Origin of the sequence: Ectothiorhodospira variabilis, assembly GCF_022227625.1 — a bacterium.
Lineage (GTDB): Bacteria > Pseudomonadota > Gammaproteobacteria > Ectothiorhodospirales > Ectothiorhodospiraceae > Ectothiorhodospira > Ectothiorhodospira haloalkaliphila.
The window spans coordinates 1-23,492 of sequence record NZ_JAJNAO010000018.1 but is presented as its reverse complement, the minus strand read 5'-3'; the positions used below and the strand labels follow the sequence as shown (position 1 = coordinate 23,492).

Annotated in this window: 19 protein-coding genes; 9 read left to right on the top strand and 10 right to left on the bottom strand. The window is 63.3% G+C overall.

Translation table 11 applies throughout. The features are described from left to right. Positions 1-12 precede the first annotated feature (12 nt). The 5 genes from pabC to fabD form a co-directional block, all read right to left on the bottom strand. Positions 13-807 carry an aminodeoxychorismate lyase gene (gene pabC, locus LPW30_RS13905; protein ID WP_239681141.1) on the bottom strand — a complete coding sequence of 265 codons (795 nt, stop codon included), beginning with the start codon at positions 805-807 and terminating at the stop codon, positions 13-15. A 91-nt stretch (positions 808-898) separates the two neighbouring features. Continuing rightward, a complete protein-coding gene (gene fabF, locus LPW30_RS13900; protein WP_239681140.1) occupies positions 899-2,137 on the bottom strand; it encodes a beta-ketoacyl-ACP synthase II in 1,239 nt (412 codons plus the stop codon). A 136-nt stretch (positions 2,138-2,273) separates the two neighbouring features. Beyond that, a complete protein-coding gene (gene acpP, locus LPW30_RS13895) occupies positions 2,274-2,516 on the bottom strand; it encodes an acyl carrier protein (RefSeq protein WP_025281709.1) in 243 nt (80 codons plus the stop codon). A gap of 206 nt (positions 2,517-2,722) precedes the next feature. After that, complete coding sequence (gene fabG, locus LPW30_RS13890) at positions 2,723-3,466, bottom strand: 3-oxoacyl-ACP reductase FabG (RefSeq protein ID WP_063465471.1); 744 nt, start codon at positions 3,464-3,466, stop codon at positions 2,723-2,725. A gap of 41 nt (positions 3,467-3,507) precedes the next feature. Further along, positions 3,508-4,443, bottom strand: coding sequence for an ACP S-malonyltransferase (gene fabD / locus LPW30_RS13885; RefSeq protein ID WP_238624631.1), 936 nt, complete (start codon positions 4,441-4,443; stop codon positions 3,508-3,510). Between the two features lie 167 nt (positions 4,444-4,610). On the opposite strand from fabD, the gene infA reads away from it, so the two are divergent. Next, the gene (infA, locus tag LPW30_RS13880) at positions 4,611-4,829 is read left to right on the top strand and encodes a translation initiation factor IF-1 (protein ID WP_025281712.1); all 219 of its coding nucleotides are present in this window, start codon (positions 4,611-4,613) and stop codon (positions 4,827-4,829) included. Between the two features lie 129 nt (positions 4,830-4,958). Here the strand turns inward: infA and clpA are convergent, their stop codons facing one another. The 3 genes from clpA to icd are packed head-to-tail and all read right to left on the bottom strand — an operon-like array spanning position 4,959 to position 8,859. Beyond that, positions 4,959-7,223, bottom strand: coding sequence for an ATP-dependent Clp protease ATP-binding subunit ClpA (gene clpA, locus LPW30_RS13875; RefSeq protein WP_025281713.1), 2,265 nt, complete (start codon positions 7,221-7,223; stop codon positions 4,959-4,961). 12 nt (positions 7,224-7,235) lie between these two features. Further along, complete coding sequence (clpS, locus tag LPW30_RS13870) at positions 7,236-7,556, bottom strand: ATP-dependent Clp protease adapter ClpS (RefSeq protein WP_025281714.1); 321 nt, start codon at positions 7,554-7,556, stop codon at positions 7,236-7,238. Positions 7,557-7,602: 46 nt separating this feature from the next. After that, positions 7,603-8,859 (bottom strand): NADP-dependent isocitrate dehydrogenase, encoded by a 1,257-nt coding sequence (gene icd, locus LPW30_RS13865; RefSeq protein ID WP_025281715.1) that lies wholly within the window; start codon positions 8,857-8,859, stop codon positions 7,603-7,605. Between the two features lie 391 nt (positions 8,860-9,250). Here icd and LPW30_RS13860 point away from each other — a divergent pair, with 391 nt between their 5' ends. Genes LPW30_RS13860 through hflD form a run of 3 tightly spaced genes read left to right on the top strand, consistent with a single transcriptional unit; the run spans position 9,251 to position 11,542 of the window. Continuing rightward, entirely contained in the window at positions 9,251-9,694 is a 444-nt protein-coding gene (locus LPW30_RS13860) for an NUDIX hydrolase (RefSeq protein ID WP_239681139.1), read from the top strand. Between the two features lie 52 nt (positions 9,695-9,746). Further along, positions 9,747-10,862, top strand: a complete 1,116-nt coding sequence (gene mnmA / locus LPW30_RS13855) for a tRNA 2-thiouridine(34) synthase MnmA (protein ID WP_239681138.1) — start codon at positions 9,747-9,749, stop codon at positions 10,860-10,862. Positions 10,863-10,912: 50 nt separating this feature from the next. Then, a complete protein-coding gene (gene hflD / locus LPW30_RS13850; RefSeq protein ID WP_025281718.1) occupies positions 10,913-11,542 on the top strand; it encodes a high frequency lysogenization protein HflD in 630 nt (209 codons plus the stop codon). A 171-nt stretch (positions 11,543-11,713) separates the two neighbouring features. Here the strand turns inward: hflD and acnB are convergent, their stop codons facing one another. Next, positions 11,714-14,293, bottom strand: a complete 2,580-nt coding sequence (gene acnB, locus LPW30_RS13845) for a bifunctional aconitate hydratase 2/2-methylisocitrate dehydratase (RefSeq protein WP_239681137.1) — start codon at positions 14,291-14,293, stop codon at positions 11,714-11,716. A gap of 177 nt (positions 14,294-14,470) precedes the next feature. Here acnB and acnA point away from each other — a divergent pair, with 177 nt between their 5' ends. The 4 genes from acnA to LPW30_RS13825 all read left to right on the top strand — a co-directional run bounded on the left by acnA (position 14,471) and on the right by LPW30_RS13825 (position 20,625). Then, positions 14,471-17,212 carry an aconitate hydratase AcnA gene (gene acnA / locus LPW30_RS13840; RefSeq protein WP_239681136.1) on the top strand — a complete coding sequence of 914 codons (2,742 nt, stop codon included), beginning with the start codon at positions 14,471-14,473 and terminating at the stop codon, positions 17,210-17,212. Between the two features lie 167 nt (positions 17,213-17,379). Then, positions 17,380-17,757, top strand: a complete 378-nt coding sequence (locus LPW30_RS13835; RefSeq protein WP_025281721.1) for a hypothetical protein — start codon at positions 17,380-17,382, stop codon at positions 17,755-17,757. Continuing rightward, entirely contained in the window at positions 17,754-18,602 is an 849-nt protein-coding gene (locus LPW30_RS13830; RefSeq protein WP_025281722.1) for an HDOD domain-containing protein, read from the top strand. Before LPW30_RS13835 ends, LPW30_RS13830 begins: the two co-directional genes overlap by 4 nt. Positions 18,603-18,621: 19 nt before the next feature. After that, positions 18,622-20,625 carry a putative bifunctional diguanylate cyclase/phosphodiesterase gene (locus LPW30_RS13825; protein ID WP_239681135.1) on the top strand — a complete coding sequence of 668 codons (2,004 nt, stop codon included), beginning with the start codon at positions 18,622-18,624 and terminating at the stop codon, positions 20,623-20,625. A gap of 29 nt (positions 20,626-20,654) precedes the next feature. Here the strand turns inward: LPW30_RS13825 and LPW30_RS13820 are convergent, their stop codons facing one another. Further along, complete coding sequence (locus LPW30_RS13820; RefSeq protein WP_476588312.1) at positions 20,655-22,043, bottom strand: class II fumarate hydratase; 1,389 nt, start codon at positions 22,041-22,043, stop codon at positions 20,655-20,657. Positions 22,044-22,116: 73 nt separating this feature from the next. Here LPW30_RS13820 and purB point away from each other — a divergent pair, with 73 nt between their 5' ends. Further along, positions 22,117-23,484: an adenylosuccinate lyase gene (gene purB, locus LPW30_RS13815; protein ID WP_239681133.1), complete on the top strand. Its 1,368-nt coding sequence runs from the start codon at positions 22,117-22,119 to the stop codon at positions 23,482-23,484. The last annotated feature ends 8 nt before the right edge of the window (positions 23,485-23,492 follow it).

Below are 23,492 nucleotides of genomic sequence, written 5' to 3'. Positions count from 1 at the left end.
GTCTCGATGGAGTCATAGGGCCTGTTGCAGCCGGCCAATGAGCGGCGGCATCGGCATGGCGCGCCCCTCCAGGGAGCGCACGGGCCAAAGACCGATGAGGGTATTGGTCAGGAACAGCCCATCGGCCTGCCAGAGGTCCTCAAGCCCTACCTGTTCCTCCCGGCAGGACAGCCCCCATGCCCGAGCCATCTCCAGAACCCGCGCCCGCGTGATACCGGCCACGCCGCAGTGTGACAGGTCGGGAGTGACGAGGGCACCGCCCCGGACCAGGAAAAGATTGCTCATGGTGCCCTCCACTACCTGTCCCGATGTATCCAGCATGAGGCCTTCATGATACTCGTCGGACCATTCAGACCGGGCCATCACCTGTTCCAGCCGATTCAGGTGTTTGATGCCGGCCAGCACCGGGTTACGGGAGAGCCGCATGCTGCACAGGCGCACATCCACGCCCTCATGCCGGTCAGTGGACGCGTTGCGGGCCCGTGAATCGAAGGCCAGTATGCGTGTGGGCTCGGGATGGAGGGGCGGCCGATAGCCCCGGGGGCCGCTGCCACGAGTCACCGTGATCTTGAGCACCCCGAGGGGGGTGCCCTGGATCACGGTGCGGGCTTCGTCAAGCAGCACCTGGGGATCGGGCATCGGGATGCCCAGCCGATCACAGCCCGTCCGCAAACGGGACAGATGCAGCGACCATCGCCGGGGCTCGCCCGCCTCCACCCGCAGGGTTTCAAACAGCCCGTCGCCGTAGTGAAGCCCCCGGTCGGTCGCCGGCAGGGAGCGGGAGGGCTGTCCATTGACGAGCATCATCGGTCATCCCGACCCCTCTCCCCGCAGGGGAGAGGGGCTCGGAGCGTCTCTTTCATCATCGGGGGTGCCTCACCACCGTGATGCATGAGAGTCAGAGCTTGTTGAAGACCAGGCTGCCGTTGGTGCCACCGAACCCGAAGGAGTTGGAGACAGCCACCCGGGAATTGGTCTCCCGCGCCGTGTTGGGCACGTAATCCAGATCGCAGGCAGGATCGGGGTTATCCAGGTTGATGGTGGGCGGCAACACGCCATGATGCAGGGCCAGCGCCGAGAAGACCGCCTCGATGCCGCCAGCGGCACCCAGCAGGTGACCGGTCATGGACTTGGTGGAACTCACCGCCGTCTTGTAGGCATGGTCACCCAGGGCACGTTTCACGGCCATGGTCTCAGCCTTGTCGCCGGCCGGGGTGGAGGTGCCATGAGCATTCACATAATCCACTTCATCGGGGTTGATGCCGGCGTCCTTCAGGGCCTGCAGCATGCAGGCTGCCGCACCCTCGCCACCCTCGGAGGGCTGGGTCATATGGTGGGCGTCGGAGTTCCAGCCGAAGCCGGACAATTCGCAGTAGATGCGTGCGCCCCGGGCCTTGGCATGCTCGTAGTCTTCCAGCACCACAACACCAGCGCCGTCGCCCAGCACGAAGCCGTCGCGGTCCTTGTCCCAGGGGCGACTGGCACGAGTGGGGTCGTCGTTGCGCGTGGACAGGGCCCGGGCTGCGGCAAAACCGCCGATGCCCAGGGGGGTGGTGGCCATTTCGGCACCACCGGCCACCATCATGTCCACTTCGCCATACTTGATCATGCGCGCAGCGTCACCGATGTTGTGCGTACCGGTGGCACAGGCAGAAACGATGGAGATGTTCGGGCCCTTGAGGCCAAACATGATGGAGAGGTTGCCCGCGACCATATTGATGATGGCGCTGGGCACGAAAAATGGGGAGATCTTGCGGGCACCGCCCTTGAGAAAAGCGGCATAGCTCTTCTCGATATAAGGCAGACCGCCGATACCCGAACCGATGGCCACACCGATACGCTCGGCGTTTTCCTCGGTCACTTCCACCCCTGCGTCACGAATGGCCTGGATCCCGGCGGCCATGCCGTAATGGACGAAGGTGTCCATCTTGCGCTGTTCCTTGGGTGAAATGTAATCGTCAGCGTTGAAATCCCTGACCGCCCCGGAGATGCGTACGGGCATCTCGGATGCGTCAAAGACGTCGATGGGAGAGATGCCACTACGACCCGCGGTGATGTTGTCCCATGCGGTATTGATGGTGGATCCGACCGGCGAGACGATGCCAAGACCGGTGATGACTACGCGCCGTTTAGACAATCTACTGCCCCTTTTTCACGCCGGGCGTGAAATCTTGAAGTTCAACTCTGTACAACCAGCGGTTTGAGCACTCGTGGCCGCGATCAGGGGACTGGTCGCGGCCACGGGCGTTGAACACGGGTATTGGTATCCCCGATCAGGCGTTCGGCAGGTGCTCATTGATGTAGTCGATGGCCTGCTGAACAGTGGTGATCTTCTCGGCCTGCTCGTCAGGAATTTCGGTTTCGAATTCCTCTTCCAGCGCCATCACCAGTTCAACGGTGTCCAGTGAATCCGCGCCGAGATCGTCCACGAAAGAGGCACTGTTGGTGACGTCTTCTTCCTTGACGCCGAGTTGCTCAACGACGATTTTCTTGACGCGTTCTTCGATATTGCTCATGGTTAACCTATCCCCTTGATTTGAAATGCAGCCGAAGCTGGGCCGCTATTGTATTGAAATCCCTTCGGTCGATCCACTGTGCGTGTTCGCCAAGGGGTGCAGCGCACCCCCGGAAGTATGGACCGCGACCGATGGGCTGTAAACTCTACCGGGCGTGACAAAAAATCAAGCTAAAACATTGCCCTGATCATGACCTGGGCCCTGGATCAGCCCATAAACATGCCGCCATTCACGTGCAGGGTCTCCCCGGTCACGTAGGCAGCCGCCGGCGAAGCCAGGAAGGCTACCACCCCAGCCACCTCGGCAGGATCACCCAGCCGACCCAGCGGGATCTGGCCCAGCAAGGCATTCTTCTGCTCTTCCGGCAGACCCCGGGTCATGTCCGTGTCGATAAAGCCCGGCGCCACCGTGTTCACGGTCACACCACGCGCGCCCACCTCGCGGGCCAGGGACTTGCTGAAGCCCAGCAGGCCTGCCTTGGCGGCGGCGTAATTGGTCTGCCCGGCATTACCGGATGAACCCACCACCGAGCCCACGTTGATGATACGCCCCTTGCGGGCCTTCATCATGCCGCGCAACACGGCCTTGCTCACCCGGTAAACAGCGGTCAGGTTGGTCTGGATGATGTCATCCCACTCTTCGTCCTTCATCCGCATCAGCAGGTTGTCCCGGGTGATGCCGGCATTGTTCACCAGCACGGTCACGGCGCCGAATTCGCCACTCACCTGCTTGATCAGGCCATCCACATCCTCCGGACGCGTCACATCCAGGACCATGCCGCGGCCCTTGGCACCCGCCTCGTTCAGGTAAGCCGTAATCCCTTCGGCCCCCTTTTCACTGGTGGCGGTACCGACCACGGTCGCCCCCTGGCTGGCCAGGGTCAGGGCGATGGATTTGCCAATACCACGACTGGCGCCCGTCACCAGGGCAATTTCACCTTCAAGAGTCATGCATACTCCTCGTTTACGGTCTGCAATGGGCCGCGGCCCTGTCAGGACCGGCACATCTCCAGGGCCTGGGCCAGTGACTCAGGATCCTGCACACAGGCCAGTTTCAAAGATTTTTCGATGCGCTTGTTCAAGCCCGTGAGCACCTTGCCGGGCCCCAGTTCCACCACATGGGTGATGCCGTCGCCGGCCATGCGCTGAATGGTCTCCACCCAGCGCACAGGGCGATGAATCTGTGCTGCCAGGGCCCCGCGGATCACGCCGGCACCATCATGGCAGTCCACGTCCACATTATGGATCACGGGGATGCGGGGAATACCCACACGGACAGCATCCAGGCGTACATGCATCTGCAAGGCCGCCGACTTCATCAGCTGACAATGCGAGGGCACACTCACCGGCAACTGCACGGCCCGTTTGGCGCCGGCCTCCTTGGCCAACAGGGTGGCACGCTCCACGGCGGCCGTGGCGCCGGCGATCACCACCTGACCGGGGGCATTGAAGTTAACGGCTTCCACCACGCCATCGGCGGAGGCTTCCAGGCAAACGGCCTGCACCTGCTCATCCGTGAGGCCCAGCACGGCGGCCATGGCGCCCTCGCCCTCGGCCACTGCCCCCTGCATCAGGCGCCCCCGCTCGGCCACCAGGCGCACGGCCACATCAAAGTCCAGGGAATCGGCGCACACCAGCGCGGTGTACTCGCCCAGGCTATGGCCCGCCATGATCTGGGGCTCGGGGCCGCCTTCGGCATTCCACACGCGCCAGGCGGCCACGCCGGCTGCCAGCATGGCTGGCTGGGTGTTCTCGGTCCGGTTCAGATCCGACTCGGGGCCATCCTGGGTCAGCGCCCATAGATCCAGCCCCAGCACATCGGAGGCCTGCTGGAAGGTTTCGCGCACTTGCGGATGGGCTTGCGCCAGAGCGCCGAGCATACCCAGGGATTGGGAGCCCTGGCCCGGAAAGACACAGGCGATTCTCATGAGACAAGTCCTTGAGAGGGTCATGGTAAAGCCGCCTAGTGTAGGCAAACCGGGGGGGCGGGGGCAATGCTGGTGACAAACCGCATCAGAAGGGGCAGATAGCTCTTGTGTTATGGCGCACAGTGTTGATAATTAGCCACCTGGATCGCCAAACCCTGTATGGGCATATGTCTAAAGAAGATCACATCGAGCTGGATGGTACGGTGCTGGATAACCTGCCCAACACCATGTTTCGTGTTGAGCTGGACAACGGACACATCGTCACGGCCCACATCTCGGGTCGCATGCGAAAACACTACATCCGTATCCTCCGGGGCGACAGGGTCACCGTGCAGATGACACCGTACGACCTGAGCAAGGGCCGGATCGTTTACCGGAACAAGTAATTCCCTTCCCTCCCCTCATCCCAACCCTTCTCCCCCTGGGGGAGAAGGGCTAAAGCCCCACAGGGAGAAGGTTTTCTCCCCTCTCCCGCTTGAGGGAGAGGGGTGGGGGGGTTAGGGCACTGAGGGCCCTCAGTGCACCGGCTCTTCGGCAAAGTCCAGGGACAGACTGCCGTCCTTCACGCCCACGTGCACCTCGCCGCCGCCCACCAGGCGACCAAACAGCACTTCCTCCGCCAGCGGCTTCTTGATCTGATCCTGAATGACGCGGGACATGGGGCGCGCACCCATCTTCGGATCGTAGCCGTGCTCGGCCAGCCAGGCGCGGGCCTCGTCGTCCACCACCAGCACCACCTTCTTCTCGTCCAGCTGGGCCTGCAACTGGATCAGGAACTTGTCCACCACGTTGGCGATGGTGACCGGATCCAGGGCCTTGAACTGGATGATGGAATCCAGGCGATTGCGGAACTCCGGACTGAAGGTGCGCTTGAGCACCTCCATGGCATCGCTGGAATGATCCTGCTGGGTGAAGCCCACCGACGGACGGCTGGCCACCTCGGCCCCGGCGTTGCTGGTCATCACCAGGATCACGTTACGAAAGTCCACCTTGCGCCCGTTGGTGTCCGTGAGGGTGCCGTGGTCCATCACCTGCAGCAGCAGGTTGAACACGTCCGGGTGGGCCTTTTCCACCTCGTCCAGCAGCAGCACCGAGTGGGGCTGCTTCAGAATGGCATCGGTGAGCAGGCCGCCCTCGTCGTAGCCCACATACCCGGGCGGCGCGCCGATGAGTCGCGAGACAGTGTGACGCTCCATGTACTCGGACATGTCAAAGCGCACCAGTTCGATCCCCAGGATCTGGGCCAGCTGCCGGGTGACCTCGGTCTTGCCCACGCCGGTGGGGCCGGCGAACAGGAAGGAACCGATGGGCTTGTCGGTCTCCCCCAGCCCGGAACGGGACATCTTGATGGCCGCCGCCAGCTTCTCGATGGGCTCGTCCTGCCCGAAGACCACCATCTTGAGGTTGCGCTCCAGATTCTTGAGGGTGTCCATGTCGGAAGCGGACACGCTCTTGGGCGGGATGCGGGCAATCTTGGCGACGATGTTCTCCACATCCTGCACCGAGATGGTCTTCTTGCGCTGACTGGCGGGCTGCAGCCGCCGATTGGCGCCGGCCTCGTCGATCACATCGATGGCCTTGTCCGGCAGATGGCGGTCGGTGATGTAGCGGCTGGAGAGTTCCGCTGCCGCCCGCAGGGCCTTGCTGGTGTATCGCACTTCATGATGGGACTCGAAGCGTGACTTGAGGCCCTTGAGGATCTCGAAGGTCTCATCCACCGTGGGCTCGTTCACGTCGATCTTCTGGAAACGCCGCGCCAGGGCGCGATCCTTCTCGAAGATGCCGCGATACTCCTGATAGGTGGTGGAACCGATGCACTTCAACTCACCCGAAGCCAGCATGGGCTTGATCAGGTTGGAGGCATCCATCACGCCACCGGAGGCCGAACCGGCACCGATGATGGTGTGGATTTCATCGATGAACAGCACCGCGCCGGGCTGACGCCGCAACTGGCCCAGCACGCCCTTGAGGCGCTTCTCGAAATCCCCCCGGTACTTGGTGCCGGCCACCAGCGCGCCCAGGTCGAGCGAGTAGATGGTGCTGTCCCGCAGCACCTCCGGCACCTGGTCGTCGATGATCTTCTTGGCCAGCCCCTCGGCGATGGCCGTCTTGCCCACACCGGCCTCGCCCACGAACAACGGATTGTTCTTGCGACGCCGGCAGAGGATCTGCACCGTGCGCTCAAGCTCATGAGCCCGGCCGATCAGGGGGTCGATCTTGCCCTTGCGGGCCTGCTCGTTGAGGTTGGTGGCGTAGCTCTCCAGCGGGTTCTTGCGGTTGCTCTCCTCGCCCTCCTGACCCTCACTGGGCGCGGAGCTGGAGGACTCCTCGTCCTGCTGTTCATCCGGCACCTTGGAGATGCCGTGGGAGATGTAGTTGACCACGTCCAGCCGGGCCAGGTCATGCTGGCCCAGCAGGTAAACGGCGTGCGACTCCTGCTCACCGAAGATGGCCACCAGCACGTTGGCGCCGGTGACCTCCTTCTTGCCGGAGGACTGCACGTGGAAGACGGCCCGCTGCAGCACCCGCTGGAAGCCCAGCGTCGGCTGGGTATCCCGCGGGTCCTTCAGGGGGAGCTTGGGTGTGTTGGTATCCACGAATTCCTCGAGCTGCTTGCGCAGGCCTTCCACGTTGACCCCGCACGCTCGCAGTACATTCACGGCGGTGGGGTTGTCCGTGAGGGCGAGCAGCAGATGCTCCACCGTCATGAACTCGTGACGTTTTTCGCGTGCGGCCTTGAAGGCCATGTTCAGTGAAAACTCGAGTTCTTTATTCAGCATGGTCGTACCGCTCTAGGCCTCTTCCATCGCACACAGCAACGGGTGCTGATGCTCTCGTGAATAATCGTTGACCTGGGCCACTTTGGTTTCGGCAATATCCCGAGTATAGATGCCACACACACCTTTGCCGCGTGTATGCACGTGGAGCATGACCCGGGTGGCCTTCTCGCGATCCATCGCGAAGAAGACCTCCAGGACCTCGATGACGAACTCCATGGGCGTGTAGTCATCGTTCAACAACACCACCTTGAACTGGGGTGGCTGTTTGAGTCGGGGCTTTGCCTCATCCAGTAACAGGCCGCTGTCTTCGTCGGATTTGCGTTCTTCTCCCATAGCCTTTGATCGATATGCAGTCGAAACGTTTCCTTCGATCCCTGATTTACATGTGCTCGACAATATTTTCACCGAACTCGGAGCAGGACAGTTCCGTGGCCCCGTCGATGGCGCGGGCAAAGTCATAGGTGACGCGACCGGAGCTGATGGCGCCGCCCAGGCCCTTGACCAGCAGGTCTGCCGCCTCGAACCAGCGCAGGTGTCTCAGCATCATTTCAGCAGACAGCACCAGGGAGCCCGGGTTCACCTTGTCCAGGCCAGCATACTTGGGTGCCGTGCCGTGGGTGGCCTCGAACATGGCCACGGTGTCGGAGATGTTGGCCCCCGGGGCAATGCCGATGCCGCCCACCTGAGCTGCCAGGGCGTCGGAGATGTAGTCGCCGTTGAGGTTCATGGTGGCAATCACGCTGTAGTCGCCGGGGCGCAGCAGGATCTGCTGCAGGAAATTATCGGCGATCACATCCTTGATGATGATCTCGTTGCCGCTATCGGGATTTTTCAGGCGGCACCATGGGCCACCGTCGATCTCCTCGGCACCGAACTCCTCCTTGGCCAGCTCATAACCCCAGTTCTTGAAGGCCCCCTCGGTGTATTTCATGATGTTGCCCTTGTGCACCAGGGTCACCGAACTGCGATCGTTTTCGATGGCGTACCAGATGGCCTTGCGCACCAGGCGCTTGGTGCCCTCCTCGGAGATGGGCTTGATGCCCAGGCCGCTGGTTTCGGGGAAGCGGATCTTGGTCACGCCCATCTGGTTGACCAGGAAATCGGAGAGTTTCTTGGCCTCGGGGGAGCCGGCCGCCCATTCGATACCGGCATAGATGTCTTCGGAATTCTCCCGGAAGATCACCATGTCGGTCTGCTCGGGCTTCTTCAGCGGGCTGGGGGTGCCCGGGTAGTAGCGTACCGGGCGCTGGCAGACATAAAGGTCCAGTTCCTGGCGCAGGGCCACGTTCAGGGAGCGGATGCCACCGCCCACGGGGGTGGTCAACGGCCCCTTGATGGACACCACATAGTCGCGCACGGCCTCCATGGTCTCCTTGGGCAGCCAGGTGTCGCCACCGTAGACACGGGTGGCCTTTTCGCCGGCAAAGACTTCCATCCAGGCAATCTTGCGCTTGCCGCCGTAGGCTTTTTCCACGGCAGCGTCCACGACCCGCATCATCACCGGCGAGATATCCACGCCGATGCCGTCACCCTCGATGTAGGGGATGATGGGGTTATCGGGCACATTCAGGGAACAATCCTCATTAGCCGTGATCTTGGTGCCATGCTCGGGAATCTTGATATGTTGATAAGCCATGGGAGCTCCCTTTGTGGAATGTGACTGTTGTTAAGGATTTTGGTGGGATTATACACGCGATGCCCGGATGCGTCGGTGGGGCGTGCGATTTGAGCCATACCCTTAGGCTGGGCCCACCGATAAGCTTTCCCCTCTCGGGCACCCATCTACACCCCCGAGGGAGCGGCCCTGGCCGCGAATGCCGCTGCCCCATGGGGCCGGTCTTAAGCATCCGGGCAGGTCCTCGTCCGGGGTGGCTCCCCTGCGGCGAACACCCGCCTCCAGGGAACCACCCCGGACGAGGACCGGACACATCGGCGGTGCTTTCATTCGCGGCCAGGGCCGCTCCCACAAAGACTCCATGGAAGGACCGCATCAAAATCCACACACAAACTCTGGAGTTTTCACATTCATGGTCTGGACACCGCGCGTTACCGTGGCAAGCGTTATCGAACGGGAGGGGCGCTTCCTGCTGGTGGAAGAAGAAGACAATGGCCGCCGCGTTTTCAATCAGCCCGCCGGGCATCTGGAGGAAGGGGAATCCCTGCTGGCGGCCTGCATCCGCGAGACACTGGAGGAAACCGGGCGCCGACTCACGCCCGAGGCGGTGGTGGGCGTTTATCGCTGGCAGCATCCGGCCAGCGGGTTGACCTTCATCCGGGTGGCGGTGACCGGCAGCGTGTCCGAGCCCCTGCCTGGTCATGCGCTGGATGCGGACATCCTGGCCACCCATTGGCTGGAACCGCGGGTGCTGGCGGATGATCCGGCCTGTCAGCGCAGTCCGCTGGTGCTGAGGTGTATCGAGGATTATCTGGCGGGGCGGCGGTATCCTTTGGGTTTGCTGGTGGAGGTTTGAGTACCGTGCCGTAATGCTAGAATGCCCCGCTCAACACTCGACTCGCGCACCCATGCCCCACACCCATCCCAAACGCGTCATCGTCGGCATGTCCGGCGGTGTGGATTCCTCCGTCTCCGCCCTGCTGCTGATGGAGCAGGGCTACCGCGTCGAAGGCCTGTTCATGAAGAACTGGGAGGACGACGACGAACCCGGCTACTGCTCCGCCGCCCAGGACCTGGAAGACGCCTGGGCCGTCTGCGAGGAACTGGAAATCCCGCTGCACAAGGTGAACTTCGCCAAGCAATACTGGGATCGGGTGTTTGCCCACTTCCTGGAGGAATACCGGGCCGGACGCACCCCCAACCCCGACATCCTCTGCAACCGGGAAATCAAGTTCCGGGCCTTTCTGGACTACGCCCTGGACAAGGGCGCCGACCTGATCGCCACCGGCCATTACGCCCGGGTGCGGCAGGGGCACGATGGGCAGTACCAGCTGCTGCAGGGGCAGGATCCCAACAAGGATCAGTCCTACTTCCTCTACACACTGGGTCAGCGCGCCCTGTCCCGCACGCTTTTTCCTCTGGGCGAACTGGAAAAGACCCGCGTGCGCGACATCGCCGCCAAGGCCGGATTCGTCAACCATGCCAAGAAGGACAGCACCGGGATCTGTTTCATCGGCGAGCGGCGTTTCCGGGATTTCCTGCAGCGCTATCTGCCCGCCCAGCCGGGCGAGATCGTCAGCACCGAGGGTCAGGTGCTGGGCGAGCATCAGGGCCTGATGTACTACACCCCGGGCCAGCGCCAGGGCCTGGGCATCGGAGGCGTGCAAGGCGCACCCGAGGTGCCCTGGTACGTGGTGGACAAGGACATGGAGCGCAACCGGCTCATCGTCGCCCAGGGCCACGACCACCCGGCCCTGCAGTCCACCGGCCTCACCGCCGTGGACCTGCACTGGGTAGCCGACCAGCCCCCCACCCTGCCCCTGCGCTGCCAGGCCAAGATCCGCTACCGCCAGGGGCACCAGGACTGCCTGGTGGAAGCCTCGCCGAACGAACCGGGCGCCCTGCAGGTACGCTTCTACGCCCCCCAGCGCGCCGTGGCGCCGGGCCAGTCAGTGGTGTTCTACGAAGGTGAACACTGCCTGGGCGGCGGCATCATCGCCCGCCGACATCCGCTGCAGTCATGAGCATTATGGTATCTTCCCAGCCATAACCCACCCAGAAACAAGATATTCCCGTGGAATCCTCAAATCGAAATCGCGCCCTCGCCCTGGCCGCCCTGTTCCAGTCCGCCGCCATGGTGAAGGAGATCGCCTGGCATGGCCGCTGCGACCTGGATCAGTTGCAGACCATGGTGGGCAGTCTGTTCGCCTTTGAAGCCAACACCATCGAATCCGTTTACGGCGGCGTGGACAACCTGGAGCGCGGCCTGCGCACCCTACTGGAGCAGATCCAGTCCCCCGCGCATCACGTGGACGGGGAAATCTCCCGCTACGTGATCAGCGTGCTCTACCTGGAGCGCAAGCTGATGAAAAACCCGGAGATGATCAAGACATTACGGGATGGTATTGATGTCGCCAGTCATCAGAGCGAGGCCTTCGGGATCACCCATGAGAACATCATGGCGCGGCTGGGCGAGACCTATCAGAACACCATCAGCCAGCTGGGCCCGCGGATCGTGGTTCAGGGCGACCAGAGCCATCTGGGGAACAGCAACAATGCGGCGCGCATTCGCACCCTGCTGCTGGCGGGGATTCGGGCAGCGGTGCTGTGGAGGCAGGCGGGGGGATCACGGTGGCGGCTGATCTTCAGCCGAAATGCGATCGTGGCCGAGGCCAAGGGGATTCTGGACCGAATCGTGGAGTAAAACCCCCTTCTCCCCTCAGGGGAGCGGGGCCGGCTCATCCCCCTCACCCCAACCCCTCTCCCCTTGGGGGAGAGGGGCTATGACGGTTTGCACCCCCTCTCCCCCAAGGGAGAGAGGGGCTATGACGGTTTGCACCCCCTCTCCCCCAAGGGAGAGAGGGGCGATGCCGGGTTACGCCGCGGCGATGGAAATCACCTTGCGCGCGGCTTCCTCATACTCCGGCAACTGATCGAAGTTGAGATAGCGATACACCTCGCCCGCCATGGTGTTCAGATCGGCGGCATACTCCAGGTATTCCTGCGGCGTGGGCAGACGGCCCAGCACTGCTGCCACTGCGGCCACCTCGGCCGAGGCCAGGAACACATCGGCACCATCCCCCAGACGATTGGGGAAATTGCGGGTGGAGGTGGAGACCACCTTTGCCCCCGGGGCCACACGGGCCTGGTTGCCCATGCACAGGGAGCAGCCCGGCATTTCCATGCGGGCACCGGAACGGCCGTAGATGCCGTAATACCCTTCTTCCGTGAGCTGACGCTGATCCATCCGCGTCGGCGGCGACAGCCACAGACGGGTGGGCAGCTCACCGCCCTGGAACTTCTCCAGCAGCTTGCCGGCGGCGCGGAAGTGACCGATGTTGGTCATGCAGGAACCGATGAACACCTCATCGATGTTGCCACCGGCCACCTCGGACAGCAGACGGGCATCGTCGGGGTCGTTGGGGGCGCAGAGGATGGGCTCCTTGATCTCGTTCAGGTCGATCTCGATCACCGCCGCATACTCGGCGTCCGCATCGGCTCGCATCAGCTTGGGATCGGCCAGCCAGTCCTCCATGGCCTTGGCACGACGTTCCAGGGTACGCGGATCGCCGTAACCGTTGGCGATCATCCAGCGCAGCATGGTCACGTTGGAGCGCAGGTACTCGGCCACCCGCTCCTCGGACAGGCTGATGGTGCAGCCGCCGGCGGAACGCTCGGCGGAGGCGTCGGAGAGTTCGAAGGCCTGCTCGACGGTGAGGTCGTCCAGCCCTTCGATCTCCAGCACCCGGCCGGAGAAGACGTTCTTCTTGCCCTTCTTCTCCACGGTGAGCAGCCCCTGCTGGATGGCCGCATGGGGGATGGCGTGCACCAGGTCACGCAGGGTGATGCCGGGCTGACGCTCGCCCTTGAAGCGCACCAGGACCGACTCGGGCATGTCCAGGGGCATCACGCCCGTGGCGGCGGCAAAGGCCACCAGGCCGGAGCCGGCCGGGAAGGAGATGCCGATGGGGAAGCGGGTGTGGGAGTCGCCGCCGGTGCCCACGGTATCGGGCAGCAGCATGCGGTTCAGCCAGGAGTGGATGATGCCATCCCCCGGACGCAGGGCCACGCCGGCGCGGTTCATGATGAAGTCCGGCAGGGTGTGATGGGTCTGCACGTCCACCGGCTTGGGATAGGCCGCCGTGTGGCAGAACGACTGCATCACCAGATCCGCCTGGAAGCCCAGGCAGGCCAGATCCTTCAGTTCGTCCCGGGTCATGGGGCCGGTGGTGTCCTGGGAACCCACGGTAGTCATGCGCGGCTCGCAGTAGGTGCCGGGGCGCACGCCCGCCACACCGCAGGCCTTGCCCACCATCTTCTGGGCCAGGGTGAAGCCCTTGCCGCTGTCTGCCGGGGCCTCGGGGCGCTTGAAGACATCCGAGGGCGCCAGGCTCAGGGCCTCGCGGGCGCGATCGGTGAGGCCGCGACCGATGATCAGCGGGATACGGCCACCGGCGCGCACCTCGTCCAGCATCACCGGCGTGCGCAGTTCAAAGGTAGTGATCACCTCATCGCTGCCATGACGGCACACCTTGCCCTCGTAGGGGTAGATGTCCACCACATCGCCCATTTCCAGGTCGTTCACATCCAGCTCGATGGGCAGGGCGCCGGCATCTTCCATGGTGTTGAAGAAGATGGGGGCGATCTTGCCACCCATGCACACACCGCCGAAGCGCTTGTTGGGCACGTAAGGCAGGTCTTCACCGATGTTCCACAGCACCGAGTTGGTGGCGGACTTGCGGGAGGAACCGGTGCCCACCACGTCGCCCACCATGGCCACGGGATGACCCTTCTGCTTGAGTTCCTTGATCTGGGCCTCGGCGTCGGTCACCCCCTCGCGCGGGTTCTTGTACATGGCCTTGGCATGCAGGGGGATGTCCGGGCGACTCCAGGCATCCGGGGCCGGGGAGAGGTCATCGGTGTTGGTCTCGCCGGGCACCTTGAAGATGGTCACGGTAAGCTTTTCCGGCAGGGCGTCGCGGCTGAGGAACCACTCGGCATCGGCCCAGGACTGCATCACACCCTGAGCGTGGGCGTTGCCGGCCTTGGCGCGCTCTTCCACATCGTGGAAGGCATCGAACATCAGCAGGGTGTGCTTGAGTTCGGCGGCGGCGGCCTCGGCCAGTTCCGCGTCGTCCAGCAGTTCCACCAGGGTGGCGATGTTGTAGCCGCCCTGCATGGTGCCCAGCAGTTCCACGGCGCGCTTGCGGTCGATCAGCGGCGAGCGGGCCTCACCCTTGGCCACGGCGGACAGGAACCCGGCCTTCACATAGGCGGCCTCGTCCACGCCCGGGGGCACGCGATGGGTGATCAGGTCCAGCAGGAACTGCTCCTCGCCCTGGGGCGGGTTTTTCAGCAACTCCACCAGATCCGCGGTCATCCCGGCGTCGAGCGGTTTGGGCGGCACCCCTTGGGCTTCGCGTTCCTGAACGTGTTGGCGATAGGCTTCGAGCACAGTAGAACCCTCTGCTAGGCTGCCCCGCATGGCGGGGAGGGATGTATGATCCCTTGGTGTCACTAGGTTATTTTGACAACAATCTTTATTGCGCGGCAGCATTCTAAACCAGCAGGGGCGGCAGGTCACGATTGTCGACAGTCTGCCCCGATAAAAACAAACCAAGAGGGACGCACGATGACCGACACATTCAACACTCGCACCACCCTCCAGGTAAAAGACAAGACCTACCACATCAGCAGCCTGGAGCCGCTGAAGGCCGACCACGACGTGGACCGCCTCCCCTATTCCCTCAAGGTGCTGCTGGAGAACCTGCTGCGCAACGAGGATGGCAACAATATCACCCAGGAGCACGTCAACGCCCTGCTCGACTGGGACGCCCGGGCCGAGCCCACCCAGGAGATCGCCTTCACCCCCGCCCGGGTGGTGCTGCAGGACTTCACCGGCGTGCCCGCCGTGGTGGACCTGGCCGCCATGCGCGATGCCATGAAGGCCCTGGGCAAGGACCCCAACCGCATCAACCCCCTGGCCCCCGTGGACCTGGTGATCGACCACTCGGTGATGGTGGACCACTTCGGCAAGGCCGACTCCCTGGACCTGAACATCAAGCTGGAATACCACCGCAACAAGGAGCGCTATCAGTTCCTGCGCTGGGGCCAGAAGGCCTTCGAGAACTTCCGCGTCGTGCCCCCGGGCACCGGCATCGTGCATCAGGTGAACCTGGAATACCTGGCCGAGACCATCTTCGTGCGCGAGGATAACGGCGAATACCATGCCTACCCCGACACCCTGGTGGGCACCGACTCCCACACCACCATGATCAACGGCCTGGGCGTACTGGGCTGGGGCGTGGGCGGCATCGAGGCCGAGGCGGCCATGCTGGGCCAGCCCATCTCCATGCTCATCCCCCAGGTGGTGGGCTTCAAGCTCAACGGCAAGCTCCCCGAAGGGGCCACCGCCACCGACCTGGTGCTCACCGTCACCCAGATGCTGCGCAAGCAGGGCGTGGTGGGCAAATTCGTGGAATTCTTCGGCGACGGCCTGGATCACCTGCCCCTGGCCGACCGCGCCACCATCGCCAACATGGCCCCGGAATACGGTGCCACCTGCGGCATCTTCCCCGTGGACCAGGAAACCCTCAACTACCTGCGCCTGTCCGGTCGCACCGATGAACAGGTGGCCCTGGTGGAGGCCTACGCCCGCGCCCAGGGTCTGTGGCGCGACACCGGCGCTCGCCAGGCGGATTACAGCGAGGTGCTGGAACTGGATCTGGGCAGTGTCGTCCCCAGCCTGGCCGGCCCCAAACGGCCCCAGGACCGCATCCCCCTGGATCAGGCCCGGGGCAACTTTATGGACACCCTGGATGAGTTCCTTCGCGAACATCATTCCTGCCCCGAAGGCGACGAGGAGGAACGCTTCGCCGATGAGGGCGGCCACGCCGCACCCGGGGTGGACGACAGCCACGAGAAGGGCGCCGTGGAATACGAGATGGACGGCGAGAAACACCTGCTCAAGCACGGTGCCGTGGTGATTGCCGCCATCACCTCCTGCACCAACACCTCCAACCCGGCCGTGCTCCTGGCCGCCGGCCTGGTGGCCAAAAAGGCCCGGGAAAAGGGCCTCATGCCCAAGCCCTGGGTGAAGACCTCCCTGGCCCCCGGCTCCCAGGTGGTGCCCGCCTATCTGGAAAAGGCCGGCCTGCTCAAGCCCCTGGAGGCCCTGGGCTTCTCCGTGGTGGGCTTTGGCTGCACCACCTGCATCGGCAACGCCGGCCCCCTGCCCGAGCCCATCGGCAATGCCATCAAGGACGGTGACCTGATGGTGGCCTCGGTGCTCTCGGGCAACCGCAACTTCGAGGGCCGCATCCACGCCGATGTGCGCACCAACTACCTGGCCTCGCCGCCGCTGGTGGTGGCGTACGCCCTGGCCGGCTCCATGGCCGTGGATCTCTACAAGCACCCGCTCGGCACCGGCAAGGACGGCCAGCCCGTGTACCTGAAGGATGTCTGGCCCAGCCAGGCGGAGATCAACGAGCTGATGCAGGCCAACATCTCCTCGGCCATGTACCAGGAGAAATACGCCGATGTCTTCAAGGGCGATGCCAACTGGCAGAAGATCGGCGTCACCGAATCCGAGCTCTACGACTGGGCCGAGTCCACCTACGTGAAAAACCCGCCCTACTTCGAGGGCATGAGCATGGAGCCCGAAGCCCCGGGGGATGTCACCGACGCCCGCTGCCTGGTCATGGTGGGTGACTCCATCACCACCGACCACATCTCGCCGGCGGGGGGCATCCACCCCGAGAGCCCGGCGGGCCAGTACCTGCAGTCACATGGGATAGAGCCCAAGGAATTCAATTCCTATGGCTCACGCCGGGGCAATCACGAGGTGATGATGCGCGGCACCTTCGCCAACGTGCGTCTGCGCAACCGCATGGCACCGGGCACCGAGGGTGGCTGGACCACCCACGTGCCCAGCGATGAGCAAATGAGCGTGTACGATGCCGCCATGCGCTACCAGGAGGAAAACGTGCCCCTGGTGGTGCTGGCCGGCAAGGAATACGGCACCGGCTCCTCCCGGGACTGGGCGGCCAAGGGCACCCGACTGCTTGGCATCCGCGCCGTCATCGCCCAGAGCTTTGAGCGCATCCACCGCTCCAACCTGGTGGGCTTTGGCGTGCTGCCGCTGCAGTTCAAGGAGGGCGAGAGCGCCGAAAGCCTGGGACTCACCGGCCACGAGTCCTTTGACATCGGCGGCCTGGACGGCGAACCCGGCGAGGTCACGGTGACCGCCAGGAGCGACGACGGCAAGGAAACCCGCTTCCAGGCCCGGGTGCGCATCGACACCCCCAAGGAGTGGGAATACTACCGCCACGGCGGCATCCTGCATTATGTGCTGCGCCAACTGGCGGCCGCCTGACCTGCTTCTCAACCTTCCTTCATACACAACGGGCGGAGCCTTGTATCCGCCCGTCTTCTTCCCCTTGCCCAATGGAGTCAGTCCCGGTACTTTGACAATTCCCATAAACATGAAGCGGCTAAACTCCCTTAGAGGATCCCTCATAAGCCATTTCAAGCGGAGCAGGCATGATCGACACGAAAAGGACGATCCCCGCCGACCAGGCTGATGCCGGAAGCGTTCTCGCTGAAGACGTTCGGGATCGCAGTGGTCGCCTCTTGCTGTCCGCCGGCATTCCCCTCAAGGACAAACATCTAAGAGTGCTCAAGACCTGGGGCGTCACCCAGGTGGCCATCTGGCAGGAGGCCCCCGCAAGCGCAACGGACAGCACCCTGCCTTCCAGGGAAGCCCCACCCCCCATTGATGAAACGGCCTACCAGCAGGCCGAGGCCGTCATGCTCAATGCCTTCCGGCACTGCGACCTCCAGCAGTCCGTCATGCAAACCCTGTTCGATCTGGCCACCCGACGCCTCGCCTCGTCCATCCAGCTCAAGGGCCACTCATGACCAAAGCCTGCCTGGATGACATTCTGGCCCGAGACCCGAAACTGGGCACCCTGTCCGACGTCTACCACCGTATCGAAAGCGCCATCAACGACCCCAATAGCTCCTTCGAGGCCATGGCCTCGGTGATTGAGTCGGATGCGGCGCTGGCGACCAAGGTGCTGCGCATTGCCAACAGCAGCCTTTACGCCCTGCCCGGCGGCATCCATTCCATCCAGCGGGCCATCAGCATCATTGGCACTCAGCAACTGCGGGATCTGGCACTGGCGGCCACGGTGATCCGTCATTTCGAGGGCATGCCCATTACCGGGGTTGATATGGAATCCTTCTGGCGCCACAGCATCGGCTGCGCCCTGCTGGCCCGTTCGCTGGCCAGTTTTCGCCGCGAGGCCAATGTGGAACGGTTCTATGTGGCCGGCCTGCTGCACGACATCGGCCGATTGGTCATGTACATGCACATGACAGACTCCATGACCCGGATCCTTGAGGCACGCGAACACAGCCATGACCTGCTGTTCCGCGAGGAGCAGTGGGCGCTGGGCTTCAATCACGCGCAGCTCGGTGGCGACCTGCTGGAACACTGGCAGCTGCCAGTGGCCCTGCACGAACCGGTGCGATGCCATCACGACCCCAATGAGGCGCAGCGTTATCCCGTGGAAACAGCGGTGGTCCATGCCGCCGACAGCATGACCAACGCCCTGCGCATGGGCTCCAGCGGCGAACGCCTGGTGCCGCCCATCGATGAACAGGCCTGGGCACGCATCGCCCTGCCTGAAACCTTGCTTGAACAGGTCACCGCCTATACTGAGCAGCATTACGCCCAGGCGGTGGAAGTGTTCCTGGCATAGGCCGGGGGCCAGGATGCATATGACCCAAAACGAAGACGAAGCACAGCCCGACGTGGACTACCTGCGCGAACGGGTCCGGCATCTGGAGCAGGCCAGTCAATGGCATCACTATGCCATGGACGTGCTCACCTCCATGACGGCCATCTTCGGCGATCACAGTCAGAGTCGGGATGTCGCCGCCATCCTGGAGAGCACCCATGAGTGCGTAGGGCGCCTTCTTCCCCTGGAAGACGCCGGTTATTACACCGTGGACGACGAGTCCAGCTTCCATCTGAGTTTTCGCCAGGCGGGATGCGAGGGCCCCGAGCTGGAGGCCATCGTCGAGCAGCTTATCGACGAGGGCATGTTCTCCTGGGCGCTCAACCAGAACCACCCGGTCTGCCTGCCCTGCCCAGGCAATGACGACAAAGAGGGCGCGCGCGACGATCACCTGGTGCTGCACGTCATCTCCTCCCGCACGCGCATTCGCGGCATGTTCGTGGGCCGCACCCGGGGGCAGCCAATACACCCTCGCGATCCGGGCATGAAGGTGCTCTCCATCGTCCTGTTCAATGCCGCCTATGCTCTGGAGAGCGCGGCGCTGTACACCCTGATGGATCACCAGCACAAAACGCTCAAGAAGATCAGCGAACGCCAGTCCCTGGAACTGGCCCACCAGTACAGCCACGATGCCCTGACCGGCCTGCCCAACCGCGTGCTGTTCAGCGACCGCCTGCATCAGCTCATCCAGAAGGGCCCTACCGGGGATGAGGACGACAGCAGTCATGTGGCCGTCATCCTCATGGATCTGGATCACTTCAAGCGTGTGAACGACAGCCTGGGCCATGGCTATGGTGATCACCTGATCAAAAACCTGGCCGACAACCTCCGCACCATCCTGGCCGACACTGAACTGCTCGGCCATCATCACCTGGACGAAGGCCATGTCACCCTGTCGCGCCTGGGGGGAGATGAATTCGGCATCATCCTGGACCGTGTGGATTCTCTGGATCTGCTGGCCCGTTTTGCGCAGCACCTGCTCGACAACGTGAGTTGTGAATACGTGATCCACGATCACCCGGTGTTTCTCACCTGCAGCGCAGGCATCAGCATCCACCCCTTCGATGGCCGGGATGTGGACACCCTCATCAAGAATGCCGATGCCGCCATGTATGAAGCCAAGCAGCGTGGGCGCAATCACTATCACTTCTACACCCAGGACATCAACGCCCAGACCTACCGGCACCTGATGCTGGAAAACGAGCTCTCCAGGGCGCTGGACCGGGACGAGTTCCAGCTGCACTATCAGCCGCAGATCTCACTGGCCACTGGCAAGGTGGAGGGCCTTGAGGCGCTGGTGCGCTGGGAGCACCCGGAAAAGGGCTATTTGAACCCCGGGCATTTCATCCCCGTGGCCGAGGATACCGGTCTGATCGAACAGTTGGGCTTGTGGGTGGTGCGGCGGGCCTGCGCGGACATGAACCGCCTTGAAACCACGGGGCTGCCCGTGCCCCGCATGGCCATCAACCTCTCGCCACGCCAGTTTCGTCAGGCGGACCTGGCCGCCCAGTATGCCGCCATCATCAGTGATGCCGGCATCCAGGCCTCGCAGATCGAGCTGGAGCTGACCGAAAGCACCATCATGCAGGACATCGACAAGGCCGTGGAAATCTTCGGGGACATGCAGCAGCTGGGTTTTCGACTGGCGGTGGATGATTTCGGGACCGGCTATTCCTCCCTGAACCAGCTCAAGCACTTCCCCATCCACACCCTGAAGATCGACCGCTCCTTCATCCGCGGCATCCCCCAGGACCGGGATGATGCGGCCATCGTCAAGGCCATCGTCGCCATGGCCAAGGGGCTCGGGCTGGAGGTGGTCGCCGAAGGGGTGGAAGCCCGGCATCAACTGGACTTCCTCAAGGGCCTGGACTGCGAATCGGTGCAAGGGTTCTACTTCAGTCGTCCACTGCCCTACGACGAGTTGTGCGAATACCTTCAGGCTTCCGAGTCTGTGAAGGCAACGACTGCATCTTCCCAAGGGTGAGCGCCTGAAGGCAGGAAGGCTCGACCCGCCTACCCTCTATCCATTTTCCCCGTCATCTCAATGGGATCAAGCCACTTTCTCAACTCCGCCTCACTCAGGTCCGTCATCTCCACGGCCACCTCCAGCACCGATCGCCCCTCCGCATAGGCCTTCTTGGCAATCTCTGCCCCCTTCTCATAGCCAATCAGCGGATTCAGGGCCGTCACCAGCACCGGATTTCGCGACAGGGCATCACTCAGGTGCTCCTCATTGACGGTGAATCCTTTCACCACCTGCCCCAGGAGCAGACGCGCGCCGCCGGCCAGGAGCTGAATGCTTTCAAGCAATGCATCCGCTATCACCGGTAACATCACGTTCAGCTGGAAATTTCCCGACTGCCCGGCAATGGTGATGGTGGTGTCATTGCCCATCACCCGCGCACACCCCATGGCCACCGCTTCGGGGGCCACCGGGTTCACCTTGCCCGGCATGATGCTGCTGCCCGGCTGCAACGCCGGCAGGGCGATCTCCCCCAGACCCGACAGTGGCCCGGAGTTCATCCAGCGCAGGTCGTTGCAGATCTTCATCAGGCTCACCGCCACCGTCTTGAGTTGCCCGCTCATCTCCACAGCGGCATCCTGCGCGCCCAGGGCCTCGAAGCGATCCGGCTTGGGCACAAAGGCCACGCCCGTGCGACGCGACAAGGCCGCCGCCACCCGCTCGCCGAACTCGGGATGGGCATTCACCCCCGTGCCCACGGCGGTGCCACCGATGGCCAGCTCCTCGATACGCTCGCCGGCGTCCTCCAGGCGCTCCACCCCATAGCGCAACTGCTGCACCCAGGCGCCGATCTCCTGATCCAGGCGCACCGGCATGGCATCCATCAAGTGGGTGCGCCCGGTCTTGACCACATGCCGGTATTCCGCCGCCCGCTGATCCAGCCCATCGGCCAGATCAATCAGCACCGGGATCAGCTCATGCTCCAGGGCCACCCGCGCCGCCACGTGCAGTGTGGTGGGGATCACGTCATTGGAGCTTTGCCCCAGGTTCACATGATCGTTGGGATGCACCGCTTCACCCAGTTGCCGCGTGGCCAGGTGGGCGATCACCTCGTTGATATTCATATTGGTGCTGGTGCCACTGCCGGTCTGGAAGACATCCACGGGAAACTGGTCCCCGTGAAGACCCTGGGCCACCTCCTCGGCCGCCTGGATAATGGCCTGGGCCATCCCGGCATTGAGCAGCCCCAGCTCGGCATTCACCTGGGCGCAGGCTGCCTTCACATGCCCCAGGGCGCGGATGAAGGCCGGCGGCATGGGTCGCCCGCTCATGTGAAAGTGGTTCACGGCCCGCTGGGTCTGCGCGCCCCAGAGCGCGTCCCCGGGCACCGTAACCTGCCCCATGCTGTCTTGCTCGATCCGGTCTTTCGGCATGTTCACACTCCCGCACACTGCGTCAGGCTCACCTGTAGTATAATCGTCGCCTTTTTCGCAAGCCCCCGGAGAAGCTCCCATGGATCTTTCGACCCTCACCGCCATCGCCCCGGTGGACGGCCGCTATGGCACCAAGACCGAAATGCTGCGCCCCATCTTCAGTGAATTCGGCCTGATCCGCCATCGCGTTCAGGTGGAGGTGGAATGGCTCAAGGCCCTGGCCGACCACCCGGGCATCACCGAGGTGCCGGCCCTGAGCGACCATGGGGTGCAGATCCTCAATGGCATCGTCGAGGGCTTCGCTGAAGAGGATGCCCGGCGGGTGAAGAACATCGAGAGCACCACCAATCACGACGTGAAGGCGGTGGAGTATTTCCTCAAGGAGAAGATCGCCGGCAACAAGGAGCTGGAGGCCATCAGCGAGTTCTTCCACTTCGCCTGCACCTCCGAAGACATCAACAACCTGGCCTATGCCCTGATGCTCAAGCACGCCCGGAGCCAGGCCATGCTGCCGCTGATGGACGAAGTGATCCATTCCATCAAGGATCTGGCCCATCGCCATGCCGACCAGCCCATGCTCTCCCGCACCCACGGCCAGCCCGCCTCCCCCACCACCCTGGGCAAGGAAATGGCCAACGTGGTGCATCGCCTCAGGATCGCCCGCAACCAGGTGGCCGATGTGGCCCTCAAGGGCAAGATGAACGGCGCCGTGGGCAACTTCAACGCCCACCTGAGCGCTTACCCGGAGGTGGACTGGGAAGCCCTGAGCCAGGGCTTCATCGAAAAGCTGGGCCTGGAGATGAACCCCTACACCATCCAGATCGAACCCCACGACTACATGGCGGAGATGTTCCACGCCCTGGCCCGGTTCAACACAGTGCTCATCGACTTCTCCCGGGACGTGTGGGGCTACATCTCCCTGGGGTATTTCAAGCAGCGGGTGGTGGCCGGCGAGGTGGGTTCATCCACCATGCCCCACAAGGTGAACCCCATCGACTTCGAGAATGCCGAGGGCAACCTGGGCCTGGCCAACGCCGTGCTGGACCACCTGGCCGGCAAGCTGCCCATCTCCCGCTGGCAGCGCGACCTCACCGATTCCACCGTGCTGCGCAACATCGGCCTGGGATTCGCATGGTCGGTCATCGCCTACCAGGCCCTGAGCAAGGGCCTCACCAAGCTGGAAGCCGACACCGCCCGCCTGGATGCGGACCTGGAAGCCAACTGGGAAGTCCTGGCCGAACCCATCCAGACGGTCATGCGCCGTTATGGCGTGGAAAAGCCCTACGAAAAGCTCAAGGAACTCACCCGCGGCCAACGCATCGACGGCCCCAGCCTGCGCGTGTTCATCGACAGCCTGGAGATCCCGGAAGAAGCCAAGGCCAGCCTGAAGGAACTCACCCCCGGGCGGTACACGGGGAATGCGGGGGATCAGGCGCGGAGGATCTGAGCAATGTC

Excerpts from the sequence above, each read along its gene's own strand:
- pabC (WP_239681141.1), bottom strand. The coding sequence starts at position 807 with ATGATGCTCGTCAATGGACAGCCCTCCCGCTCCCTGCCGGCGACCGAC.
- acpP (WP_025281709.1), bottom strand. The coding sequence starts at position 2,516 with ATGAGCAATATCGAAGAACGCGTCAAGAAAATCGTCGTTGAGCAACTC.
- fabG (WP_063465471.1), bottom strand. The coding sequence starts at position 3,466 with ATGACTCTTGAAGGTGAAATTGCCCTGGTGACGGGCGCCAGTCGTGGT.
- fabD (WP_238624631.1), bottom strand. The coding sequence starts at position 4,443 with ATGAGAATCGCCTGTGTCTTTCCGGGCCAGGGCTCCCAATCCCTGGGT.
- infA (WP_025281712.1), top strand. The coding sequence starts at position 4,611 with ATGTCTAAAGAAGATCACATCGAGCTGGATGGTACGGTGCTGGATAAC.
- clpA (WP_025281713.1), bottom strand. The coding sequence starts at position 7,223 with ATGCTGAATAAAGAACTCGAGTTTTCACTGAACATGGCCTTCAAGGCC.
- clpS (WP_025281714.1), bottom strand. The coding sequence starts at position 7,556 with ATGGGAGAAGAACGCAAATCCGACGAAGACAGCGGCCTGTTACTGGAT.
- icd (WP_025281715.1), bottom strand. The coding sequence starts at position 8,859 with ATGGCTTATCAACATATCAAGATTCCCGAGCATGGCACCAAGATCACG.
- LPW30_RS13860 (WP_239681139.1), top strand. The coding sequence starts at position 9,251 with ATGGTCTGGACACCGCGCGTTACCGTGGCAAGCGTTATCGAACGGGAG.
- mnmA (WP_239681138.1), top strand. The coding sequence starts at position 9,747 with ATGCCCCACACCCATCCCAAACGCGTCATCGTCGGCATGTCCGGCGGT.
- acnA (WP_239681136.1), top strand. The coding sequence starts at position 14,471 with ATGACCGACACATTCAACACTCGCACCACCCTCCAGGTAAAAGACAAG.
- LPW30_RS13835 (WP_025281721.1), top strand. The coding sequence starts at position 17,380 with ATGATCGACACGAAAAGGACGATCCCCGCCGACCAGGCTGATGCCGGA.
- LPW30_RS13830 (WP_025281722.1), top strand. The coding sequence starts at position 17,754 with ATGACCAAAGCCTGCCTGGATGACATTCTGGCCCGAGACCCGAAACTG.
- LPW30_RS13825 (WP_239681135.1), top strand. The coding sequence starts at position 18,622 with ATGACCCAAAACGAAGACGAAGCACAGCCCGACGTGGACTACCTGCGC.
- purB (WP_239681133.1), top strand. The coding sequence starts at position 22,117 with ATGGATCTTTCGACCCTCACCGCCATCGCCCCGGTGGACGGCCGCTAT.